Genomic DNA, 19481 nt, shown 5'->3' on the forward strand with positions numbered 1-19481 from the left:
ACGGGTCTCTGGTCGGCATGGTGTTCAAGAGGGTTTCACCGTTTCACGGAAACGGCGAACCTCTCTAACTCTTTCTTTTACGCAATTCCGGCCGGAAAACCGCTCACACTTTTCCTGGAATTGCGCCAGCCGGCCAATCCTGAGGCGAACCTTCCCCGCCGAAGCGGGAAAGGTGTCTTGCCGGCCAGGGCTTACTTGGCGTCGTCGATTGCCTTGACCAGTTCGGTCACGGCTTCGTCCGAGGTCTTGATCTGACCGTGGACGAACTTCGAAACGACGTCCTTGTAGGCATTGGCGACCGCCGGAGGCGCGCCATAGCCCTGGGCAAGCGAGCCGAACAGTGTGCCGCCTTCGTTGGCAGCCTTCAGGTCGGCGATGCCCTTCTTGCCGCACGCGTCGAAGTCGGTGTCCGGAACGTCGGTACGGGCGGGAACCGAACCCTTGACGACGTTGAAGGCCGACTGGAAGCTCTTCGACAGGGTGGCGGTGGCCAACGCGACCTGGGCGGCCTTGCGGTCGTCCGGAACGTTGAACATGCCGAACATGTCGGAGTTGTAGACCACCGAGCCTTCCGTGCCCGGGAAGCGATAGCACAGGAAGTCGGTGCCCGGCGTTTTCTTGGCGGCGTTGAACTCGCCCTTGGCCCAGTCACCCATCACCTGCACCAGGGCATCGCCCTTGATGACCATGGCGGTGGCAAGGTTCCAGTCGCGGCCCGAGAAGTTCGGGTCGACATAGGTGACGAGCTTGGCGAGGTTGTCGAACGACTTCTTCATCGTGTCCGACTTGAGGGACTCGTCGTCGAGGTCGTTGAAGGCCTTCTTGTAGAACTCAGGTCCGCCGGTCGACAGCACAACCGAGTCGAACATGGTGGCTTCCTGCCAGTTCTGGCCGCCAAGGGCGAGCGGAATAACGCCAGCCGCCTTGGCTTTGTCGAGCAGGGCGACGAAGTCGTCGAAGGTCTTTGGCTCGGTGCCGCCGATCTTGTCCATCACCGCCTTGTTGATCCACAGCCAGTTGACGGAGTGGACGTTGACTGGAGCAGCGACCCACTTGCCATCATAGACGGAGAACTTCTGCAGGGCTGCCGGAACCGACTTGTCCCAGCCTTCCTTCTTCGCCGTCTCGGTCAGGTCGCCCATGACGCCGGCCGCCGCATAGTCGAGCACGGTGTAGCCGAGCATCTGCGACGCGGTCGGGTAATTGCCGGCCGCGACCATCGCCTTCAGCGCAGTCATGGCGGCGTCGCCGCCACCACCGGCCACCGGCACGTCCTTCCAGGCATAGCCTTCCTTGGCAAGGTCGCCCTTGAGGACGTTGAGAGCAGCCGCTTCGCCGCCCGACGTCCACCAATGCAGCATCTGCACTTCCTTGACGTCTTCGGCATGGGCCGAGAAAGCAAAGGCCGTCGCCAGAGCCGTTCCGATAAGCAGTTTGCGCAACATGTTCTACCTCCCTTGTTGCATTACACGACCGGTGGAAGCCCACCGGGTTCTTCCAAACTCAGCCGACCCACCAACCGGTGCGCTGGCCGCGATGAAACTGGATTGTCTTTTCCTCGGTATAATCCTCGACAGCGCGTTTGCCGAGTTCGCGTCCGATGCCGGACTGCTTGTAGCCCCCGAATGGCAACTCGGGAAAGCCTTCCATGAATGTGTTCACCCAAACGGTCCCCGAACGCACACCACGCGCCACCGACATACAAGTGTCGATTCTGGCGCTCCACACCCCTGCAGACAGACCATAGGGCGTGTTGTTGGCGATGTGCAACGCCTTTTCAATCGATCCAAAAGTCAGCACGGAGAGCACCGGGCCAAACACTTCCTCGCGCGCAATAGCCATGTCTTCGGTAACGCCGCGGATGATGGTCGGATCGAGGTACTGGCCGGCATTGGACGCCAATTGGCCGCCACCGGTATAGACATTGCTGCCGTCTTTTGCTGCCGCCACGACGTAATCCGCCACCTTGGTCAGATGGTCGGCGGAAATCATCGCGCCAACCTTGGTTCGGTCGTCGAGTGGGTCGCCGACCGTTACCTTGGCGGTCAGGGCCTTGACAGTGGAGAGGAAATCGTCGGCGATGGCTTCATGCACGATCAGCCGGCTGCCGGCATTGCAGCATTCGCCGGCGTTGAAGAAGCCGCCGAACACTGCTGCGTCAGCGGCCGCCTCGAGATCGGCATCGGGGAAGACGATCTGGCCGTTCTTGCCGCCGAGCTCCATCGAGACTTTCTTCAGCGACTGCGCGGCGGAAGCCATGGTCATCTTGCCGACGCGGGTAGAGCCGGTGAACGACACCATCTCGACCAGCGGATGGCTGACCATCGGCCCCCCGACATCGGCGCCGAGGCCGGCCAGGATGTTGACGACGCCCGCGGGCAGGCCGGCCTGCATCAGGATGTCGCCGAGCACGAAGGTCGAGGCCGAGGTCATTTCGCTCGGCTTGACCACCGCGGTGCAGCCGGCGGCGAGCGCGAAGGGCAGTTTCTGGCTGACGATCAGGAACGGGAAATTCCACGGGGTGATGATCGAGACGACGCCGATCGGCTCGCGCAGCACCACGCCCAGCATGGCGTCGCCGAGATTGGCGTAACTCTCGCCGTGCAGCGTGCGGGCGAGCGAGGCGGCATAGCGCCAGATGTCGACGGCGCCGCCGATCTCGCCGCGCGCCTGGGCGATCGGCTTGCCGGATTCCAGCGCATCGAGGCGGGCGATGTCTTCGAGCTGGGCCTCGATCAGGTCAGCCGTCTTGAGCAAGATCGCGGCGCGCTCGGCCGCCTTCGTGCGCGGCCACGGGCCGGTCTCGAATGCCTTGTGCGCGGCCTGCATGGCCGCCTCCACCTCGGCCTCGCCGGCCTGCGCATAGCGCGAAACGGTGAAGCCATGGCCGGGGCTGTTGCGCGCAATCGTGCGGCCGTCACGGGCATCGACATGCTTGCCGTCGATCAGGAGCTTGTAAGCCTTCGGCGCCTTGGACGCCTCGGCCGGCATGGAAATGTTGAGCGGTGCGTTCATCATGCTTTCTCTAGGATCTTGAAAAGGCCGGCTTCTGCTTGGCCTTGAAGGCGCTCACGCCGGCTTTGAGGTCGCCGGTCAGCGCAACGAAGCCGCTGGCGAGCGCCTCGGTGGCGGCCGCACTTTCCTCGCCTTCGGCGACTGCGATCATCAGCTTGGCGGCTTCGGTTGCGAGCGGCCCGCGCCCGGCGATTTTTTCGGCCCAAGTCCTGGCCTCTGCCAGCGCCTGGCCGGTCTCGACCACGCGGTCAACGACGCCGAGGGCAAGCGCGTCGGAGGCGGCAAAGAGCTCGCCGCCGAGTGCCATGCGGCGCACGATCTGGGCCCCAAAGCGGCGCACGGCGCGCTGCGTGCCGGACCAACCGGGGACGACGCCGATCGATGTCTCGGGAAAGCCGAGCTTCACCTGCGTTTCGGCGACACGGAAGTCGCAGGCGACCGCCAGCTCCAGCCCGCCACCCAGCGCATGGCCGGAAAGCACCGCGATGGTCGGCTGCCGCAGCCGCGCCAGTCGGTCGAAGACACGGTGGCCGTAGCGCACCCATTGCACCTGAAAGTCGGCAGCGCTCATTTGTGCCCAGGCCTCGACGTCGCCGCCGGCGCAAAAGCCTTTGCCTTCGCCGCGGATCAGCACGACGCGCACGCCTTCAGCCATTTCGGCTTCGTCGAGCGCTGTCTCGAGCGCGCGCAGCATCGGAATGTCCAGCGCGTTGAACTTCTCCGGCCGGCGCAGCGTGACGATGCCGATGGCGCCGTCCTGCTCGAAGGTGACGAGGCGCTCAGCCATGCGCGCCTCCGAGCGAAGCGCCACCATTCAGCGACAGGCCGATCGGCCGGTCCTGATAGAGAGCCGCCGGCGTGACCTTGAGATCGTTGGCGATGCCGAGCGGAATCTCTGACTGCGCCAGCACATCGCGTTCGAGGTCGATGCCGGGCGCCAGTTCCGTCACCATCAGACCGTCCGGCGTCAGCTTCATCACGCAGCGCTCGGTGACGTAGGTGATGTCCTGCCCTTGCGCGACGGCGCGCTTGCCGGAGAAGGAGATGTGTTCGACCTCGTTGACCACCTTCTTGACCTTGCCTTCTGCATCGATGCGGATGCCGCCATCGGCGAGCGACAGTTTTGCGCCGGCATTGAAGAAGCCGGAGAAGACGATCTTTTTCGCCCGTGCCGTGATGTCGACAAAGCCGCCGGCCCCGGCGGTGACATGTGGCCGGGCCGAGAGTTTCGACACGTTGACGGAGCCATGGCGGTCGATCTGCAAGAAGGAGAGCAGCGAGGCATCGAAGCCGCCGGCCTGGAAATAGATGAACTGGTGCGGCGAGGGCATGATCGCCTCGGCGTTGGAAGCGCAGCCGAACTTGAAGTCGAGCAGCGGCACGCCGCCGACCGCGCCCTGCTCGATCACCCAGGTGACCTTGCCGTGCTGGCCTTCCTCGAGAAGGATACGCGGCACATTGGCCGAGATGCCGAAGCCGATATTGACGGCCATGCCATCGCGCAACTCCATGGCGACGCGGCGCGCGATTACTTTCTGGATGTTCATTTCGGCGTTGCGAAAGCTTGACAGCGGGCGGAAGATCTCGCCCGAAATCGCCGGGTCGTAAGGCGTCAGCGTCGTCTGCAACTGGTCCGGCGCCACCACGATGTGGTCTACCAGCACGCCGGGCACGCGCACGTCATGCGGCTTCAGCGTGCCGTTCTCGACGACGCGCTTGACCTGCGCAATGACGATGCCGCCATTGTTGCGCGCGGCAAGCGCCTGTTCGAGGCCGCCGAGATAGGCGCCCTCATGTTCATAGGTCAGGTTGCCGCGCTCGTCGGCGGTGGTAGCGCGGATGATCGAAATGTTGGGCACGATCGAGCGGAAATAGAGCCATTCCTCGCCGTCGAACTGCTGCACCGAGACGATCGGCTCGCTTGCAGCCGCGTTCATGGCGCAGCCCTGGTGGCGCGGGTCGGCAAAAGTGTCAAGGCCGACCTTGGTCAGCACGCCCGGCCGCTTGGCGGCGGCCTCGCGGTGCATGTCGAACAGGATGCCCGACGGCACATTGTAGGCGGCGACCGAATTGTCGCCGATCATCTTCCAGATCTGCGGCGGCTCGGACGAGGAGGGGCCCGAGGGATAGGAGCCGCAGAGCGTGCGCTTCAACAAACCGGGCTTGGCCAGATGGTCGATGCCCTTGATGCCATACATGTCGCCGGCGGCGATAGGGTGCAGCGTGGTGATATTTTTCGGATGGCCTTCCGCGTCGAAGCGCCCGCCGATGGCGGCGAGCACGGCGTCCGGGCAGCCGAGCCCGCTCGACGACGAGACCGACACGGTCATGCCGTCCTTGATGAGGTTGGCGGCCTGCTGAGCGGAGACGAGCTTGCTCACTTGGCGCTCCCGAGTTTCGGCTCGATGGCAACCGCCTTGCCGGATTTCCCGGACAGCAACGCTGCTTCGGCCGACGCCAGCGACCAGACGCCGTCCTCGCCGGTGGCGGAGGGCTGGCCTTCTCCACGCATGGCGGCATGGAACTGGCGCAGCGACCTGGCGTAGAGGTCTTCTCGGTCGAAGCTCAGTTCTTCCTCGCCTTTGGCGGTGCGTAGCAGCACCGAGCCGACTGGCTTCTGCGTCATCACATTTTTTGCGATCAGCGAACCTTCGGAACCATGCACCTCAAAGCCGGTATCGGCGAACTTGGTTGTGAAGCCTTCATGCGACTGGGCAATCAAACCGGACCTGAAGCGCCAGATGCACATGGCACCGTCTTCCAGCCCGCTGCCGGCCATGCCGGCCGACTGGGTGAAGGCCGAAATCTCGATCGGGTCGTCGCCGAGCACGAAGCGCAGCGTGTCGGCATCGTGCACGGTGATGTCGAGCACCACGCCGCCGCCGGCTTCCGGTCTGGTGATGCGCCAGCCCTGCAGGTTCTCCGGCAGATAGACGGCATGGAACACACGCGCGGCAATCGGCTTGCCGATGCGGCCGGCTGATATGGCGTCGCGCATGGCGTGGTGGGCGCCGGCATTGCGCAGATGATGGTTGGTGCCAAGCACCACGCCGGCTTCCTTGGCGGCGGCGACCATCGTGCGCGCATCAGTGCTGTTCAGCGCCAGCGGCTTTTCGCACAGAACATGCTTTCCCGCCTTTATCGCGGCCAGCGCCTGTTCGAGATGCAGTTCATTGGTGGTCGAGATGTAGACGACGTCGATGTCGGCGCCGAGCAAATCGTCAAGCGTCGAGACGGCGAGAGGAATGTTGTTTTCTGCGGCATAGGTCTTGGCGCGCTCCGGGTTGGAGCTCATCACCGCTGATATCTCGCCATCCTTTTGTGCGCGGATGGCGTTGATCATGAACTGTTTGGCGATCGTGCTGGCGCCGATCAGTCCCCATCTGACGCTCATGCCGCGTCTCCCATTCCTGCTGATGTGTTCTGGGCGCGGCGACCGGGACCGCAGCTGTCCCTGACGACCAGATTGACGGCGCCGATATGGTCCTCGGCATGCGTGGTGCGCGACTGGATCATCTTCAGCATGACGTGGGCGGCGCGTTCACCGAGGCCGGGTGTGTCGACCGAGACGCTGGTCAGCGCCGGCATATAATGCTCGGCCTCGACCACGTCGTCGAAGCCGACGACGGCAAAGTCCGCGCCGGGCTCCAGCCCGCGCTTGCGCAGCGCCAGCATGACGCCGAAGGCGACGGCATCGTTGAAGCACAGTGCCGCCGTCGGCGGCTCGGCCATGGCAAGGGCGGTTTCCAGGCACGCGATGCCGCCCCTGCGGCTGGTCTCGCCTTCGACGACAAGCACGTCGCGCCTGGCAATGCCCAATGTTTCGCAAGCTTCACGAAAACCGCCCAGGCGCTCCTGATAGACGACCAGGTCGGAGGTGCCGCCGAAGAAGGCCAGCCGGCGATGGCCCTTGCCGATCAGATGGGCGGCGGCGAGATACGCGCCGCGATGGTTGTCAGGAGCGATCACCGGGATGCGGCTGTCCGGCAGGCGGCGCATGGCGAAGACGACCGGCACGCCCGCCATCTCGAGGCGACGGAAGGCGCCCGGCGTGGTGCCGCGTGCCGGTGACACGATCAGGCCTGCGACGCCCTGTTCCATCAGCGACTTCAGCACTTCTTCCTGGCGCACCGGGTTCTCCGCCGTGTTGGCGATGAAGGGCACGATGCCGGCTGACTGGAAGACGCGCTCCATGCCGACCGCCAGCTCGGCGAAAAAGGGGTTGGTGAGATCGTTGATGACCATGCCGATGACGTTGGAATGGGCTTTGCGCAGATTGGCGGCGCCGCGGTTGTAGACATAGCCGACATCCTCGATCGCCTTGCGAACCTTGACCGCGGTTTCAGGCCGGATCAGCCCTGAGCCTTGCAGCACAAGCGACACCGTCGATTTGGACACACCAGCCTCGCGGGCGATGTCCAGGATCGTTGCCTTGGGCCGGCTGGCCATGTCGGTGGTTTCCTCCGCCTGAATGAGCAAATCTATTGGAACGTTCTAATCACTCTGCCAAACGAGAGTCAATCGGGATTCTTGCGGAGATCGAAAAGGTGAGGAATGCGGTTCCAAGCAAGGGCTCTTAGCCTTCTTCGGCATTTGGACCGGTTCAATCGCCTGAATCATAAAGGTTCTTGATTTATTGGAACGTTCCATTTATAGGATGCCGAAAACGGAGGTTGCCATGGATATCACCCTGCCTACGCAGAATGGCGGCCGCGTCAGCTACAAGCTCGCGGGCAGTCCGGTCGAGCCCGTAATCGGTGCGGTTTTCCCGCGCATCGCCTATGCCGCTGCCCATGTCGTCGCCGACCCTTTCGCGATGACCGACCCCTGGTCGAAGCCTGCGGTCGACTGGGACAAGACGATGGCGTTTCGGCATCATTTGTGGCGGCTTGGCTTCCGCATCGCCGAGGCGATGGACACCTCGCAGCGCGGCATGGGTTTCGACTGGGCGAATGCGCAGGAATTGATCCGGCGCTCGATCGCCGAGGCGCGCAGCGTCGAAGGCGCAGACCTCGCCTCGGGCGCCGGCACCGATCATCTGGCGCCGGCCAATTCGAGATCACTCGAAGATGTGATCGCCGCCTATGAGGAGCAGTTCGCTTTCATTGAAGGCGAGGGCGGCAAGGCGATCATGATGGCCAGCCGGGCGCTGGCAGCGGTCGCAAAGGGTCCGGACGACTATATCAGGGTCTACGATCGCATCCTCAGCCAGGCATCCGGCAAGGTCATCCTGCACTGGCTGGGCGACATGTTCGATCCTGCACTGAAAGGTTATTGGGGCAGCGGCAATTTCGAGGCCGCGCTCGACACCGTCGTCGCCATCATCGAGCGCCATGCCGGCAAGGTCGAGGGGATAAAGATTTCCCTGCTCGATGCCGGCAAGGAAGTTGCCTTGCGCAACCGGTTGCCGGAAGGCGTCGTCATGTTCACCGGCGACGATTTCAACTATCCCGAACTGATTGCCGGCGACGGGAAGCGGCACTCGCACGCCTTGCTCGGCATATTCGACGCCATCGCGCCGGTCGCCAGTGCGGCGCTCGCGAAACTGGCTGACGGCGACCGCGCCGGATTTGACGCGCTGATGGCGCCGACAGTGCCGTTGTCGCGCAAGATCTTCGAGGCGCCGACGGAGTATTACAAGGCCGGCATCGTCTTCATGGCCTGGCTCAACGGCCATCAGGACCATTTCGCCATGGTCGGCGGCATGCAGTCGGCGCGCGGCATCCTGCACTATGCCGACATCTTCCGCCTTGCCGACCAGGCAGGGTTGCTCGCCGATCCCGAGCTTGCGCTGGCCAGGATGAAGCATTTCTGCGCGGTTGCAGGTGCCTGAGAACGACACAATCGCTGGCTGAAACCTGTCCCCCGTATGGGGGATTTGCGTTCTCGCGCCAAATCTGTATTCGGTTGCCGGGATTGGATGCGGACGGAGCGGCAATGACGGAAAAAGTGGCGCTCATCACCGGGGTTACCGGGCAGGACGGGGCCTATCTCGCAGAATTGCTTCTGCAGAAGGGCTATATTGTCCATGGCGTCAAACGCCGCTCGTCCTCGTTCAACACCGAGCGCGTTGACGACATCTATGTCGATCCGCACGAGCGCGGTGCGCGTTTCTTCCTGCATTATGGCGACCTGACCGACGCGACCAACCTTATTCGCCTGGTGCAGGAGACACAGCCCGGCGAGATCTACAATCTCGGCGCCCAGAGTCATGTCCAGGTGAGTTTCGAGACGCCGGAATACACCGGCAATGCCGATGCGCTGGGAACACTCAGGCTGCTCGAGGCGATCCGCATCCTGCGCCTGGAGAAGTCGGTGCGCTTCTATCAGGCATCGACGTCGGAGCTTTACGGCAAGGCGCGCGAGGTCCCGCAAAGCGAGGCGACGCCCTTCCATCCGCGCTCGCCCTATGCCGCGGCCAAGCTTTACGCCTACTGGATCACGGTCAACTACCGCGAGGCTTACGGCATGTTCGCCGCCAACGGCATCCTGTTCAACCACGAAAGCCCGACACGCGGCGAGACCTTCGTCACCCGCAAGATCACGCGGGCCGTCGCCTCGATCCATCATGGCCTGCAGGACACGCTCTATCTCGGCAATCTCGACGCCAAGCGTGATTGGGGCCATGCGCGCGACTATGTGGAGGGCATGTGGCGCATTCTGCAGCACAGCGAAGCCGACGATTTCGTGCTGGCGACCGGCGAGGCGCATTCGGTGCGCGAATTCGTCGAGCTGGCGTTTGCCGAGACCGGCCGCACCATCCGCTGGCAAGGCGAGGGTGTCGATGAAGTCGGTGTCGATGCCGGTTCGGGCACTGTCCTGGTGCGCATCGATCCGCGCTATTTCCGGCCGACCGAGGTCGACCTGCTGCTCGGCGACCCCGCCAAGGCCAAAGCCAGGCTGGGGTGGTCGCACACGACCGGCTTCAGGGATCTGGTGGCGGAAATGGTGCAGGCCGATCTGGCGCGCACCGCCGGCGGCACGCGGCAGAACAGCCGTTCTGCGTGAGGCAGGTTCATGGACGCGACATTTGATCTGAAAGGCAAGCGTGTCTTCGTCGCCGGGCATCGCGGCATGGTCGGTTCGGCCGTCGTGCGCCGGCTGGCGAGCGAGGACTGCGAGATACTCACCGTATCGCGCGACAGGCTCGACCTGCTCGACCAGGCAGGGGTGCGGCGCTGGATGGCCGAGCACAGGCCGGATGCGGTGGTGATGGCGGCCGCCAAAGTCGGCGGTATCCTGGCCAATGACCGGTTCCCTGTCGATTTCCTGCAGCAAAACCTGGTTATGCAGGGCAATGTCATTGACGGCGCCTTTCGCAGCGAGGTCGGCAAGCTTTTGTTTCTCGGCTCGTCCTGCATCTATCCAAAGCTCGCGCCGCAGCCGATCAGGGAAGACGCGCTGCTGACCGGTCCGCTCGAACCCACCAATGAATGGTATGCGATCGCCAAGATCGCCGGGCTCAAACTGTGCCAGGCCTATCGGCGCCAGCATGGCGTCGACTACATCTCGGCGATGCCGGCCAACCTTTACGGTCCTGGCGACAATTTCGATCTCCAGTCCAGCCATGTCGTGCCGGCCCTGATGCGAAAGGCGCATGCACTGGCGCTGAGCGGCGGCAACAGCCTCGAGGTCTGGGGCTCGGGCACGCCACGGCGTGAATTCCTGCATGTCGACGACGCCGCCGGTGCCTTGGTCTGGCTGTTGAAGAATTATGCCGGCGACAGCCACGTCAATGTCGGTTCGGGCGAGGATGTCACCATTGCCGAGCTTGCCCAGACCGTCGCATCGGTCGCCGGCGTCGAGGCTGATATCGCCTTCGATACGACCAAGGCAGATGGCACGCCGCGCAAGTTGATGGATGTTTCGCGGCTGTTTGCGACGGGATGGCGCCCGCGCTACGCGCTTCGCGATGGATTGGAACAGACATATGCGTGGTTTCTCAACCATATTGAGAAGGGTGATGTCCGCCTCGGCGCGGCCTGATTCCAATTTTCCTTGAACCATTTCGCTGCCGCCCGCGACCAAGCGGTGTGTAGCAAACACGGTCCATCAAGGAGAACGTCAATGTTTATCACTTCAAGAAACGCATTTCTCGCCGCCATCGCGGTTTCGGTGCTGGCAGGGTGTCAGACGGCACCGCCGAGGGAATGCGAGAAGACCAAGCCCGGTGTCACCTACAACGGCAAATGCTGCGGCATCGGCACACCGTGCCGTGAAGGCAACAACACCCCTCATGACAAGCCCGACAGGCCCGATCCGCGGCCACAGTGATCCGCGAGCCAGAAACGTCCCGGCACGTGCCGGGACGTTTCGGCCCAAGACAGGGTGGATTTACGGATCGGAAGGCCGCTACCCGGTTCCTTGCTGGCCGGCATTTGAATACGAAACGGGACGGCGGGGCAGTAGACGATGCGGTCGCGCAGATCGCGCGAAAACTTCCCGCCGGATCTGTACTTCAAGGGGCTGTTCGACTGTTCGAAGGGAAGGTCCCGTAGAAACTCAGATTTCGCTTTCCGTCGATGCGAAGGATGCTACTAAAAAAAATTCGAGATGCTCTTGAACTCATTTGGGGCGCCTCCTAATTCGATTTCCGCCAAGGCCATAAGGCTCGGCAAAAAATGGCGGCGCCGCACGGGGCGGCGTCCTTGTACCCATGTTGCTTCAAGGAGGATGTGGCTATGAGAACCTTTGATACCCTCTATCGGACCACCGTCGGTTTCGACCGGCTTTTCGACATGCTCGACAGCGGCACGCGTCCAGACTGGCCGCCCTATAACATCGAGAAGGTCGACGAGAACGATTACCGTATCTCGATGGCCATCGCAGGCTTCAGCCAGGATGAGGTCGAGCTTACCCAGCATGGACCCGAACTGGTCGTGGTAGGCCAGAAAGCTGATGATCAGAGCGGACGCCAGCTGCTGCACCAGGGCATCGCCTACCGCAGTTTCAGGCAGACGTTCAAGCTTGCCGACCACATGAAGATCAAGGCAGCCAAACTGGAGAATGGCCTTCTCTCGATCGACATTGTCCGCGAGATTCCCGAAGAGCTGAAGCCGCGCCGCATCAGCATCGGCGTGGGCGACACGCCGACGGCCGCCACTCAGATCACGCAAGACACGGACCGCGCGCGTAAAGCCGCGTAATCCTGCCGATCTGTCACTTTGAACTGCGGTCCGCCTCCCGGTTTCGGCCGGGAGGCTGTGATTGCGGAGAAACGAAGATGATCACTGCAGGACGTACTGGCGCGCATTGTCGCGCGCCCGCAGTTGGCCTGGACCGCGCAAACCATGAAACTCAATGGTTCGTTCGATTTGGAGGATCATATGAACGATCGGATGTTTGACAGCGCCGTTTTCGTGAAAAGCGGCGACAACCTTGTTCAGGAAATCACGTGTCTCGAGGACGCTCTGGAGTTCCTCTATGAATGGCCGAAGGACAGGCGCGGCCCCATTCACCAAACCGCATTGCGGGCCTGCCAGCGAGCTTTCGATAGCGATTATCCGCTTTCCGCAGCCAGAGACGCGTTCAGCGGTTTTGCGAAAGCAGCCAGAATCCTTGAGGAAGTATCCACGACAATGCCGTGGATGATGGGCAGAGGTGGCGAAGGCGGAGGAGTGACTGCCTAAAGCGCGTCGCGCTGAAACCGATTCATGCGACACGCTTTAAGTCTTTGTTTTGATGCATGTCGTTGTCCCAGACCCGCGGCACACTTCTGGGTGACATGCATTAGGAAAGGAGGTCATGATGCTATCGAAACTTTTTGAAAAGCCAGTCCGGGTGTGGGTGGGCTTGGGCTTTCCCCGCCAACTCAACACGGTCGCAGATGCCTATCAATTCGCATCCGAATGGTGTGGCAACAGCCCGGAGCAGAGAGCTGCTATTCGCGCTTGCAAAGCCGCTCTGATTGGTGATGTGGAACCCGAGACAGCACGAGGCGTCTTCGTCGCGTTCGCTCGCAAGAAGGATATTCTTATGGAGGACGGCATCGAGCCTGCGCCTTCAAGGACGCTAAGCCCGCACCACGTCTAAAGCGCGTCGCGTTTGAACGGGGCGGCTGCCACAAGCGGTGGCCGCCTTACCGGCTAAGTCGTCGAAGGGGTGCGCCAAGAACGGGCTTGGCTAAGTTATCGAAAGGATGGTGGGCGTGACAGGGATTGAACCTGTGACCCCTGCAATGTCAATGCAGTGCTCTCCCGCTGAGCTACACGCCCATCCGAAGCCGCGCATACACCATTTTTGGTCCAGCGCGTCAATAGCCGGAAAAGGGAAAGAAAGGCTCGTTTTGTCGCGCCGCCGAAGAAGCGGCGAGATCAACACTGTGCGTGCTTCAGGCGGCCTGGAGCATTTTTTCGACCTCGTTGACGAGATCGCGCAGGTGGAAGGGCTTGGACAGCACCTTGGCGTCTTTCGGCGCCTTGGAATCGGGGTTGAGCGCGACGGCCGCGAAACCGGTGATGAACATCACCTTCAGGTCGGGATCGATCTCGGTGGCGCGGCGGGCGAGTTCGATGCCGTCCATCTCCGGCATGACGATATCGGTCAGCAGCAGGGAGAAAGGTTCTTCGCGCAGCCGCTCATAGGCGCTGGCACCATTGTCGAAATCGCTGACGTGATAGCCGGCCCGCTCCAGTGCCTTGACCAGGAACCGGCGCATGTCGTCGTCGTCTTCCGCCAGCAGAATGCGTGCCATCTTGTCCCGTCCGAATCACCCCAGCCAAGCCTGCCGTCCGGCAAGCCCGTTAACCATCCTGTATATGAGGAGCTGACGGTAAACATCAAGTGAACGTTGGCGGCATTAATCCTGATTTGACGGGGTTCCTGACATGCCGAAATGCTGGACATGCGGCCGATGAGGTGGCAGTTTCCCATCATGATGCATTGCTGTTTCCGGGTTCGTTCAAATTGACGACGGCAGCCGAGGATTTTTCGGTCGTTCCACCCTTCGAAATCCGATCGGGCGCCGAGCAGCGCGTTCCCTTCGTCTTCAACTCACCGCATAGCGGCCGCTATTATCCAGACCGCTTCCTGGCCATGGCGCGGCTCGACCGGAACGCCATCCGCCGCTCCGAGGATTGCTATGTCGACGAGCTGTTCGGCAGCGCGGTGGTGCTGGGCGCGCCGATGCTGGCGGCGAATTTTCCGCGCGCCTACCTCGACGTCAATCGCGAACCCTGGGAACTCGACCCGCGCATGTTCGCCGAGCCGGTGCCGTCCTTCTGCAACATCCGCTCGGCGCGCGTTGCCGGCGGGCTCGGCACCGTGCCCAAGCTGGTGGGTGAGGGGCTCGACATCTATTCCGGCCGTCTGCCGCTGGCGGAGGCCGTCCAGCGCATAGAGGCGGTCTACAAACCCTATCACGAGACGCTGAAGCGGCTATTGACCAGAACCCATGCCAGGTTCGGCTATGCCGTGCTGATCGACTGCCATTCGATGCCGGCGAGCATCAGGGTGGGCGACAGCGGCCTGCGGCCGGATTTCATCGTCGGCGACCGTTTCGGCATCTCGGCCACGGCAGCCCTGACCGAGACGGCGATCGGCCTGCTCATCGGCATGGGCTACACCGTCGCCCACAACAAACCCTATGCAGGCGGCTTCATCACCGAGCATTACGGCCGGCCGGCGCGCCATCTGCATGCGCTGCAGATCGAGGTCAATCGCGGCCTCTACATGAATGAGCGGACGTTCCAGAAATCGGCCGGCTTCGATGCGCTGGCCGACGATATGGCGCGCTTTTCGGCCGACCTGATGGCGATGCCCGACCACCACTTCATAGACCTGCCGCTGGCCGCCGAATGACACGGAGCGGCGGCTGTTCATGAGATCCCGCGCTGGCCATCCCGCAGCGTAAAAAAAGACCGCATCGTTTGCACGACACGGTCGAAGTCTAGGGAGGAAACGCCCAAGGAGGGCATGGACAGGAAAACCTGTCCGAGAACAAATTTATTGTGCGATGCACAAATGTCAATCGATCCCACGCTTTTTTAATTCACTCTGATGTGAAAATGCGTTTCGATGGCGCCGATGTGTGACATTTCGGCAACGCTGATGTCTCTAAAATCGATAAACCGGCTTGTTTTGGCGGGAAAGTGCCTGCAGACCGGGTTGGCACTCTGCAATGCGGGAGAATCACGTGGACATCAGCATCGATTTCATGCGCCGGATCGCGCAAGCGGCGGCGGCTGAAACCTTGCCGCGTTTTCGCGCACAGGGCGCGGTGGCCAACAAGGAAAAAGGCAGTTTCGACCCGGTCACCGAGGCCGACCGCGAGGCCGAGCGCGCCATCCGGGCGCTGATCTCGGCTGAGTATCCCGATCACGGTATCCTTGGCGAAGAACATGGCAGCGAAAACATCTCCTCAAGGCATGTCTGGGTGATCGATCCGATCGATGGTACCCGCGCCTTCATCTCAGGCCTGCCGGTGTGGGGAACGCTGGTCGGATTGACGGTCGACGGTGACGCCGTCGCCGGTATGATGGCGCAGCCGTTCACCGGCGAGCTGTTCTACGCCAACGCTTCCGGCTCCCACTACGAAGGCCCCGGTGGGCCGCGGAAGCTGTCGACCCGCAAGAGGACGAAGCTTGACGAGGCGACCTTGTTCACCACCACGCCGGCGCTTTTCAAGGGCGAGGCGCGCATCCGCTACGACGCGTTCGAGAAACAGATCCAGCTCGCCCGCTACGGAGCCGATTGCTACGCCTTTGCCATGATTGCCTCGGGCAGCGTCGACATCGTCGCCGATCCCGGATTGAAACCCTACGACATCGTGGCGCTGATCCCGATCATCGAAAAGGCCGGCGGCGTCGTCACCACATTCGTGGGCGGTCCGGCGGAAAAGGGCGGCGACATCCTGGCCGCCGCAACGCCGGAGCTTCACGCGGCTGCAATGGCAGCCCTGCGGGGCTGATAGTCGACCCGATCAGCGCGGCTTGATCGAGCGCTGGAATTCCGCCGGCGTTCGCCCGTAGACCTGCCTGAACGCTGAGCTGAAATGGCTGTGGCTGGAGAAGCCGAGGTCCAGGCCGAGCGTGGTCAGATTGTCGTAGCGGCCAAGCAGGTCGAGCGCGCGCGCCAGCCGCAGGCGCAGATGGTAGCGATAGAGCGGCATCGCCTCGACCTGCTGGAAAACCTGCGTGAGATAAACCGGTGATACCCCGACTTCAGCGGCGATCTCGGCCAGCGTCCAGCGCCGCGAAAGATCCGAGGACAGGACGAGCTTGGCGCGATCGACCAGCTTCTGCCGGCCAGCGCTTGCGCCGGCGGCATGCGAGGTGCGCTCGCCGAGGGAGCGCCGCACCAGCGTCAGCGCCAGGGTTTCGGCCTCCAGCGTTTCGGCAATGTTGCGGCTCAGGCTGTGGCGCAGCACCGCCACCAGCGCCTGAGCCCGCGGGTCGATGCGGCGGCGCTGACGACGAAACGCCACGGCGCTGCCCGAGCGCAACTGCTCCTTCGGCGTCAGCTCCTGCAGTTGCGCCTCCTCGACAACGAGATCGAGGCAGGAATCGCCACCCTCGACGGGATGGCTGATCCGGTAGCCTTCGGCGTTGTTGAAGAACAACAACTGGTTGGCTTCGGCGACCGCATCGTTGCGGCCGACATGGCGCACGAAGACGCCGCGATAGGGAAACACAAGATGCGTGGCAGCGGTGCACTCTTCTTCGCTCTTGTGCCGGCATTCGCCGCTGCAGAGGACATCCCTCACCATGACGGTGCCGGTGTCCAGAAGTGTCTGTACCGTGAACTGCGACATGGTGAGCTGAGACATGGCCGTGGCATTCTACCCTTGCACCGAAAGCTGCTCCGGCACATTAGGCGATTGACCTGTCCAAACCTGTCAGGAGACTTCACCTGTCGGGCCCTTTGTAACGGCCATGGCTCAGTCCCACAAACGGCGCATGTATTCGCAGTGAGCTTGGCTGCGCGACAGGCCGATGTCCTTGAGCTGTTCGTCGGTCATTTCGAGCAAGGCAAGGCGGCTTCGGCGCCTTTCCAATTGACGGCCGATCCAGTTGGCCGCCGCGATGCCTTGTGTCCGCAAGGACCGCCGGAACGTCGCGGTTTGAGTTGTCGGCTGATGTGCGAGGCATTGCGCCGCATGATCGGGGCGCATCGCTCAGGCTTCCCCGTTGCCGGCGCCGGCCACTGAGGCGCCGGCTTCGTTCAGCGCAATCGCGCATTCCTCGCAGCAGACCTCGACGGTCTTGCCGCCGACCTTGACGCGGATCGGGTTGGCGTCCAGCTGGCAATCGCAGGCAGCGCAGGTTTTCTCGGTCATGACGTCATCTCCTTGGCGTTCGGTTCGACCCGGAGAGATGAGCATTCCGGGGCGGCACCGGCTGTCAGAATCTTTAGCTCTTTGGGTGCTGCCGGCGCTGCTCCTGACAGAAGGCTGTCAGCAGGCGACGCAAGCTCAAGGCGCCGCAACATGCAGCGCCGGCGGCATCAGGCTGTCGGGTCGCCGTTGCCGGGTATGAAGGCGTCGAAGGCGGCGAGCAACTGCTCGCGATAGACATCGGCCTCCTGCAGGATCTCGTGTTTCGAGCCATCGATCATCAGCAGCGAGCCCAGACGCAGACGCCTGGCATAGGCTTCCACGGCCTTGGTCGAGACGACCTGATCGGCGCCGGCGGCGATCATCAGCAGCGGCACCTGGATCCTGGCCATGAAGTCGGGCTCACTGATGGCTTCGCCTGCCTTGATTGCCGCCTGCAGCCAGCGGATCGTCGGCCCGCCGAGCGCCAGTTGCGGATAGTGCTCGTAGATTTTCGTGTTGCGCTGATAGCGCCCGGGGTCCGATGTCACCTTGTTGAGGGCGAAGGGCAGGGTTTCCCTGGGACGCGGACCCCAGGCGGCGTAGAGCCGGCCGAGGCCGAGAAAGCACAATATCGAGCAGACGCGGCGCGCGGTTTTTGCCGACACGGGCGAGTCGGGCACCGTCAGGAAAGGCGCAATCAGCACCATGCGACGCACCCGGTTGACCATCGACGGCGCCGCGAGCAGCGCGATCACGGCGCCCATCGAATGGGCGAGGATGTAATACGGGCCGCGGCAGTCGGGCAGCACGATATCCTCGAAGAACTGTTCGAGGTCGCCGGTGTAATCGTAGAAAGAGCGGACATAGCCGCGTTGCGGATCGGCGATCAGCCGGTCGGAATCGCCCTGGCCGCGCCAGTCGAGCGTGGCGACGCCGAGGCCGCGGTCGGTCAGGTTGCGGATGGTTTCGAAATACTTCTCGATGCACTCGTTGCGGCCGGGCAGCAGCACGACGGTGCCTTTCAGCGGCCGGGTGACCGCGGCAAACAGGCCGTAGCGGATCTTCTTGCCGTCGCGCGTGGTGAAAAAGCCGCCGGCGACATTTTGCGGCGGCGGATTGCCTGGCGTGGGATGGAAGAGATCCGTCATTAGGCGCTTGCGTCTTCGTGGTGTCTCACCCGGCAGGGCGTCGGCATGGTGATAGACGCCAATGGATGAAAAGCAAAGGGAGGACGCCAAGGGGGCGGACGAACGACAAGCAAGGCCGGAAGCAGCCTGCGGCGGCGTGCTTCCGGCCTCTGTCGATCCGGGAGGAAGGGACGTTACACCCGGTCGGCCTCGTCGCGGCGCTTTCATCCGGCGCCGCCTGGTTCTTTATCCTGGGGGCACTCTAGCGCCGGCCGGCTGAACGGGCGCCGAAGCAGCGGTTCATCTGCCGTTCATCGACGCCTCGATTGGCGCTCTTCAAAAATCCTTGAAATGCGCTTTTGCGCTCCCCAAATGTCGGATGCAGCCGCCGATGTCGGGGCTGCTGGTCCACCCGAAACGCCTTTCCAGGGTTTCGCACCGGCCACACGCAAACATGTTGCTCAACAGGAGAACACCTCATGCGTCACGTTGATTTTTCCCCGCTCTATCGCTCGACCGTCGGCTTCGACCGCCTGTTCACCATGCTCGACTCGCTGGCCCAGCCCGATGGCGCGCAGACCTATCCGCCCTACAACATCGAGCGCACCGGCGAGGACGCCTATCGCATCTCGATGGCGGTTGCCGGCTTCTCGGACGAAGAGATTTCGATCGAAGCCCACCGCAACGTGCTGACCGTCAAGGGTGAGCGCAAGGAAGAGGGCAATGGCGAAGGCTCCGAGCTGCTCTACCGCGGCATCGCCTCGCGTTCGTTCGAGCGCCGCTTCCAGCTTGCCGACCATGTCGAGGTCGTCGGCGCCACCCTGAAGAACGGCCTGCTTTTCGTCGACCTTAAGCGCAACATCCCCGAGGAGCTGAAGCCGCGCAAGATCGCGATTACCGCCTCTTCGGCCAACGCCAAGCAGATCGAGGCCAAGAACGCCGCGTGATCAAGACGGCGGCGTCACAACGCCCAAGGTTGAAAGCGTCTCCTCCCGAGACGAAAGCGGCGCCGCGAGGCGCCGCTTTTTTTCGCCGCAGCCTCTGTCACCCCAACCGAAGAGTTCTGGCTCTTTTGCGGCGGGCGC

At 62.8% G+C, this 19481-nt stretch carries 21 protein-coding genes and 1 tRNA gene; 10 read left to right on the top strand and 12 right to left on the bottom strand.

The window, feature by feature from the left end; translation table 11 throughout:
• Nucleotides 1–191 precede the first annotated feature (191 nt).
• The 6 genes from NKJ57_RS01660 to NKJ57_RS01685 are packed head-to-tail and all read right to left on the bottom strand — an operon-like array spanning nucleotide 192 to nucleotide 7464.
• Nucleotides 192–1445, bottom strand: coding sequence for an ABC transporter substrate-binding protein (locus tag NKJ57_RS01660; RefSeq protein WP_027049809.1), 1254 nt, complete (start codon nucleotides 1443–1445; stop codon nucleotides 192–194).
• A 58-nt stretch (nucleotides 1446–1503) separates the two neighbouring features.
• Entirely contained in the window at nucleotides 1504–3015 is a 1512-nt protein-coding gene (locus NKJ57_RS01665) for an aldehyde dehydrogenase family protein (RefSeq protein ID WP_352510569.1), read from the bottom strand.
• Between the two features lie 10 nt (nucleotides 3016–3025).
• Nucleotides 3026–3802 carry an enoyl-CoA hydratase/isomerase family protein gene (locus tag NKJ57_RS01670; protein WP_023671185.1) on the bottom strand — a complete coding sequence of 259 codons (777 nt, stop codon included), beginning with the start codon at nucleotides 3800–3802 and terminating at the stop codon, nucleotides 3026–3028.
• Nucleotides 3795–5396, bottom strand: coding sequence for an acyl CoA:acetate/3-ketoacid CoA transferase (locus tag NKJ57_RS01675; protein ID WP_023747126.1), 1602 nt, complete (start codon nucleotides 5394–5396; stop codon nucleotides 3795–3797). The genes NKJ57_RS01670 and NKJ57_RS01675 overlap by 8 nt, the downstream gene beginning before the upstream one ends.
• Complete coding sequence (locus NKJ57_RS01680; RefSeq protein WP_352510372.1) at nucleotides 5393–6409, bottom strand: Gfo/Idh/MocA family protein; 1017 nt, start codon at nucleotides 6407–6409, stop codon at nucleotides 5393–5395. Before NKJ57_RS01680 ends, NKJ57_RS01675 begins: the two co-directional genes overlap by 4 nt.
• Entirely contained in the window at nucleotides 6406–7464 is a 1059-nt protein-coding gene (locus NKJ57_RS01685) for a LacI family DNA-binding transcriptional regulator (RefSeq protein ID WP_023747128.1), read from the bottom strand. The genes NKJ57_RS01680 and NKJ57_RS01685 overlap by 4 nt, the downstream gene beginning before the upstream one ends.
• Before the next feature lie 229 nt (nucleotides 7465–7693).
• Between NKJ57_RS01685 and NKJ57_RS01690 the strand changes: the two genes are divergently transcribed.
• From NKJ57_RS01690 to NKJ57_RS01720, 7 genes are all read left to right on the top strand, one after another.
• Nucleotides 7694–8848 (top strand): dihydrodipicolinate synthase family protein, encoded by a 1155-nt coding sequence (locus tag NKJ57_RS01690; RefSeq protein ID WP_352510373.1) that lies wholly within the window; start codon nucleotides 7694–7696, stop codon nucleotides 8846–8848.
• Nucleotides 8849–8952: 104 nt separating this feature from the next.
• Nucleotides 8953–10023 (top strand): GDP-mannose 4,6-dehydratase, encoded by a 1071-nt coding sequence (gmd, locus tag NKJ57_RS01695; RefSeq protein WP_023701025.1) that lies wholly within the window; start codon nucleotides 8953–8955, stop codon nucleotides 10021–10023.
• Nucleotides 10024–10032: 9 nt separating this feature from the next.
• Nucleotides 10033–11001: a GDP-L-fucose synthase gene (gene fcl, locus NKJ57_RS01700; protein WP_023701026.1), complete on the top strand. Its 969-nt coding sequence runs from the start codon at nucleotides 10033–10035 to the stop codon at nucleotides 10999–11001.
• 81 nt (nucleotides 11002–11082) lie between these two features.
• Nucleotides 11083–11289: a hypothetical protein gene (locus NKJ57_RS01705; RefSeq protein ID WP_023710933.1), complete on the top strand. Its 207-nt coding sequence runs from the start codon at nucleotides 11083–11085 to the stop codon at nucleotides 11287–11289.
• A 407-nt stretch (nucleotides 11290–11696) separates the two neighbouring features.
• Nucleotides 11697–12161: an Hsp20 family protein gene (locus tag NKJ57_RS01710; RefSeq protein WP_023671192.1), complete on the top strand. Its 465-nt coding sequence runs from the start codon at nucleotides 11697–11699 to the stop codon at nucleotides 12159–12161.
• Between the two features lie 180 nt (nucleotides 12162–12341).
• The gene (locus tag NKJ57_RS01715; protein WP_023671193.1) at nucleotides 12342–12644 is read left to right on the top strand and encodes a DUF982 domain-containing protein; all 303 of its coding nucleotides are present in this window, start codon (nucleotides 12342–12344) and stop codon (nucleotides 12642–12644) included.
• A gap of 115 nt (nucleotides 12645–12759) precedes the next feature.
• Nucleotides 12760–13047: a DUF982 domain-containing protein gene (locus NKJ57_RS01720; RefSeq protein WP_352510374.1), complete on the top strand. Its 288-nt coding sequence runs from the start codon at nucleotides 12760–12762 to the stop codon at nucleotides 13045–13047.
• 107 nt (nucleotides 13048–13154) lie between these two features.
• Here NKJ57_RS01720 and NKJ57_RS01725 read toward each other — a convergent pair.
• Nucleotides 13155–13229 (bottom strand) — tRNA-Val (locus tag NKJ57_RS01725).
• A 116-nt stretch (nucleotides 13230–13345) separates the two neighbouring features.
• Nucleotides 13346–13708, bottom strand: coding sequence for a cell cycle two-component system response regulator CpdR (gene cpdR, locus NKJ57_RS01730; RefSeq protein ID WP_023671195.1), 363 nt, complete (start codon nucleotides 13706–13708; stop codon nucleotides 13346–13348).
• A gap of 164 nt (nucleotides 13709–13872) precedes the next feature.
• Here cpdR and NKJ57_RS01735 point away from each other — a divergent pair, with 164 nt between their 5' ends.
• Nucleotides 13873–14814, top strand: coding sequence for an N-formylglutamate amidohydrolase (locus NKJ57_RS01735; RefSeq protein WP_023704024.1), 942 nt, complete (start codon nucleotides 13873–13875; stop codon nucleotides 14812–14814).
• A gap of 334 nt (nucleotides 14815–15148) precedes the next feature.
• The gene (gene hisN / locus NKJ57_RS01740; protein ID WP_023735045.1) at nucleotides 15149–15922 is read left to right on the top strand and encodes a histidinol-phosphatase; all 774 of its coding nucleotides are present in this window, start codon (nucleotides 15149–15151) and stop codon (nucleotides 15920–15922) included.
• Nucleotides 15923–15934: 12 nt separating this feature from the next.
• On the opposite strand, the gene NKJ57_RS01745 is transcribed toward hisN, so the two are convergent.
• The 4 genes from NKJ57_RS01745 to NKJ57_RS01760 all read right to left on the bottom strand — a co-directional run bounded on the left by NKJ57_RS01745 (nucleotide 15935) and on the right by NKJ57_RS01760 (nucleotide 18417).
• Nucleotides 15935–16765 carry a helix-turn-helix domain-containing protein gene (locus NKJ57_RS01745; RefSeq protein WP_023735044.1) on the bottom strand — a complete coding sequence of 277 codons (831 nt, stop codon included), beginning with the start codon at nucleotides 16763–16765 and terminating at the stop codon, nucleotides 15935–15937.
• Between the two features lie 126 nt (nucleotides 16766–16891).
• Nucleotides 16892–17125: a DUF1127 domain-containing protein gene (locus NKJ57_RS01750; RefSeq protein WP_023751336.1), complete on the bottom strand. Its 234-nt coding sequence runs from the start codon at nucleotides 17123–17125 to the stop codon at nucleotides 16892–16894.
• A gap of 3 nt (nucleotides 17126–17128) precedes the next feature.
• Nucleotides 17129–17290, bottom strand: coding sequence for a hypothetical protein (locus NKJ57_RS01755; protein WP_023695699.1), 162 nt, complete (start codon nucleotides 17288–17290; stop codon nucleotides 17129–17131).
• Between the two features lie 167 nt (nucleotides 17291–17457).
• On the bottom strand, nucleotides 17458–18417 hold the full coding sequence (locus NKJ57_RS01760) for an alpha/beta fold hydrolase (protein WP_023735042.1): 960 nt from the start codon (nucleotides 18415–18417) through the stop codon (nucleotides 17458–17460).
• Between the two features lie 458 nt (nucleotides 18418–18875).
• On the opposite strand from NKJ57_RS01760, the gene NKJ57_RS01765 reads away from it, so the two are divergent.
• Complete coding sequence (locus NKJ57_RS01765; RefSeq protein ID WP_023671202.1) at nucleotides 18876–19343, top strand: Hsp20 family protein; 468 nt, start codon at nucleotides 18876–18878, stop codon at nucleotides 19341–19343.
• Nucleotides 19344–19481 lie beyond the last annotated feature (138 nt).

It is taken from the genome of Mesorhizobium sp. M0077 (genome assembly GCF_040322955.1).
Taxonomy (GTDB): domain Bacteria; phylum Pseudomonadota; class Alphaproteobacteria; order Rhizobiales; family Rhizobiaceae; genus Mesorhizobium.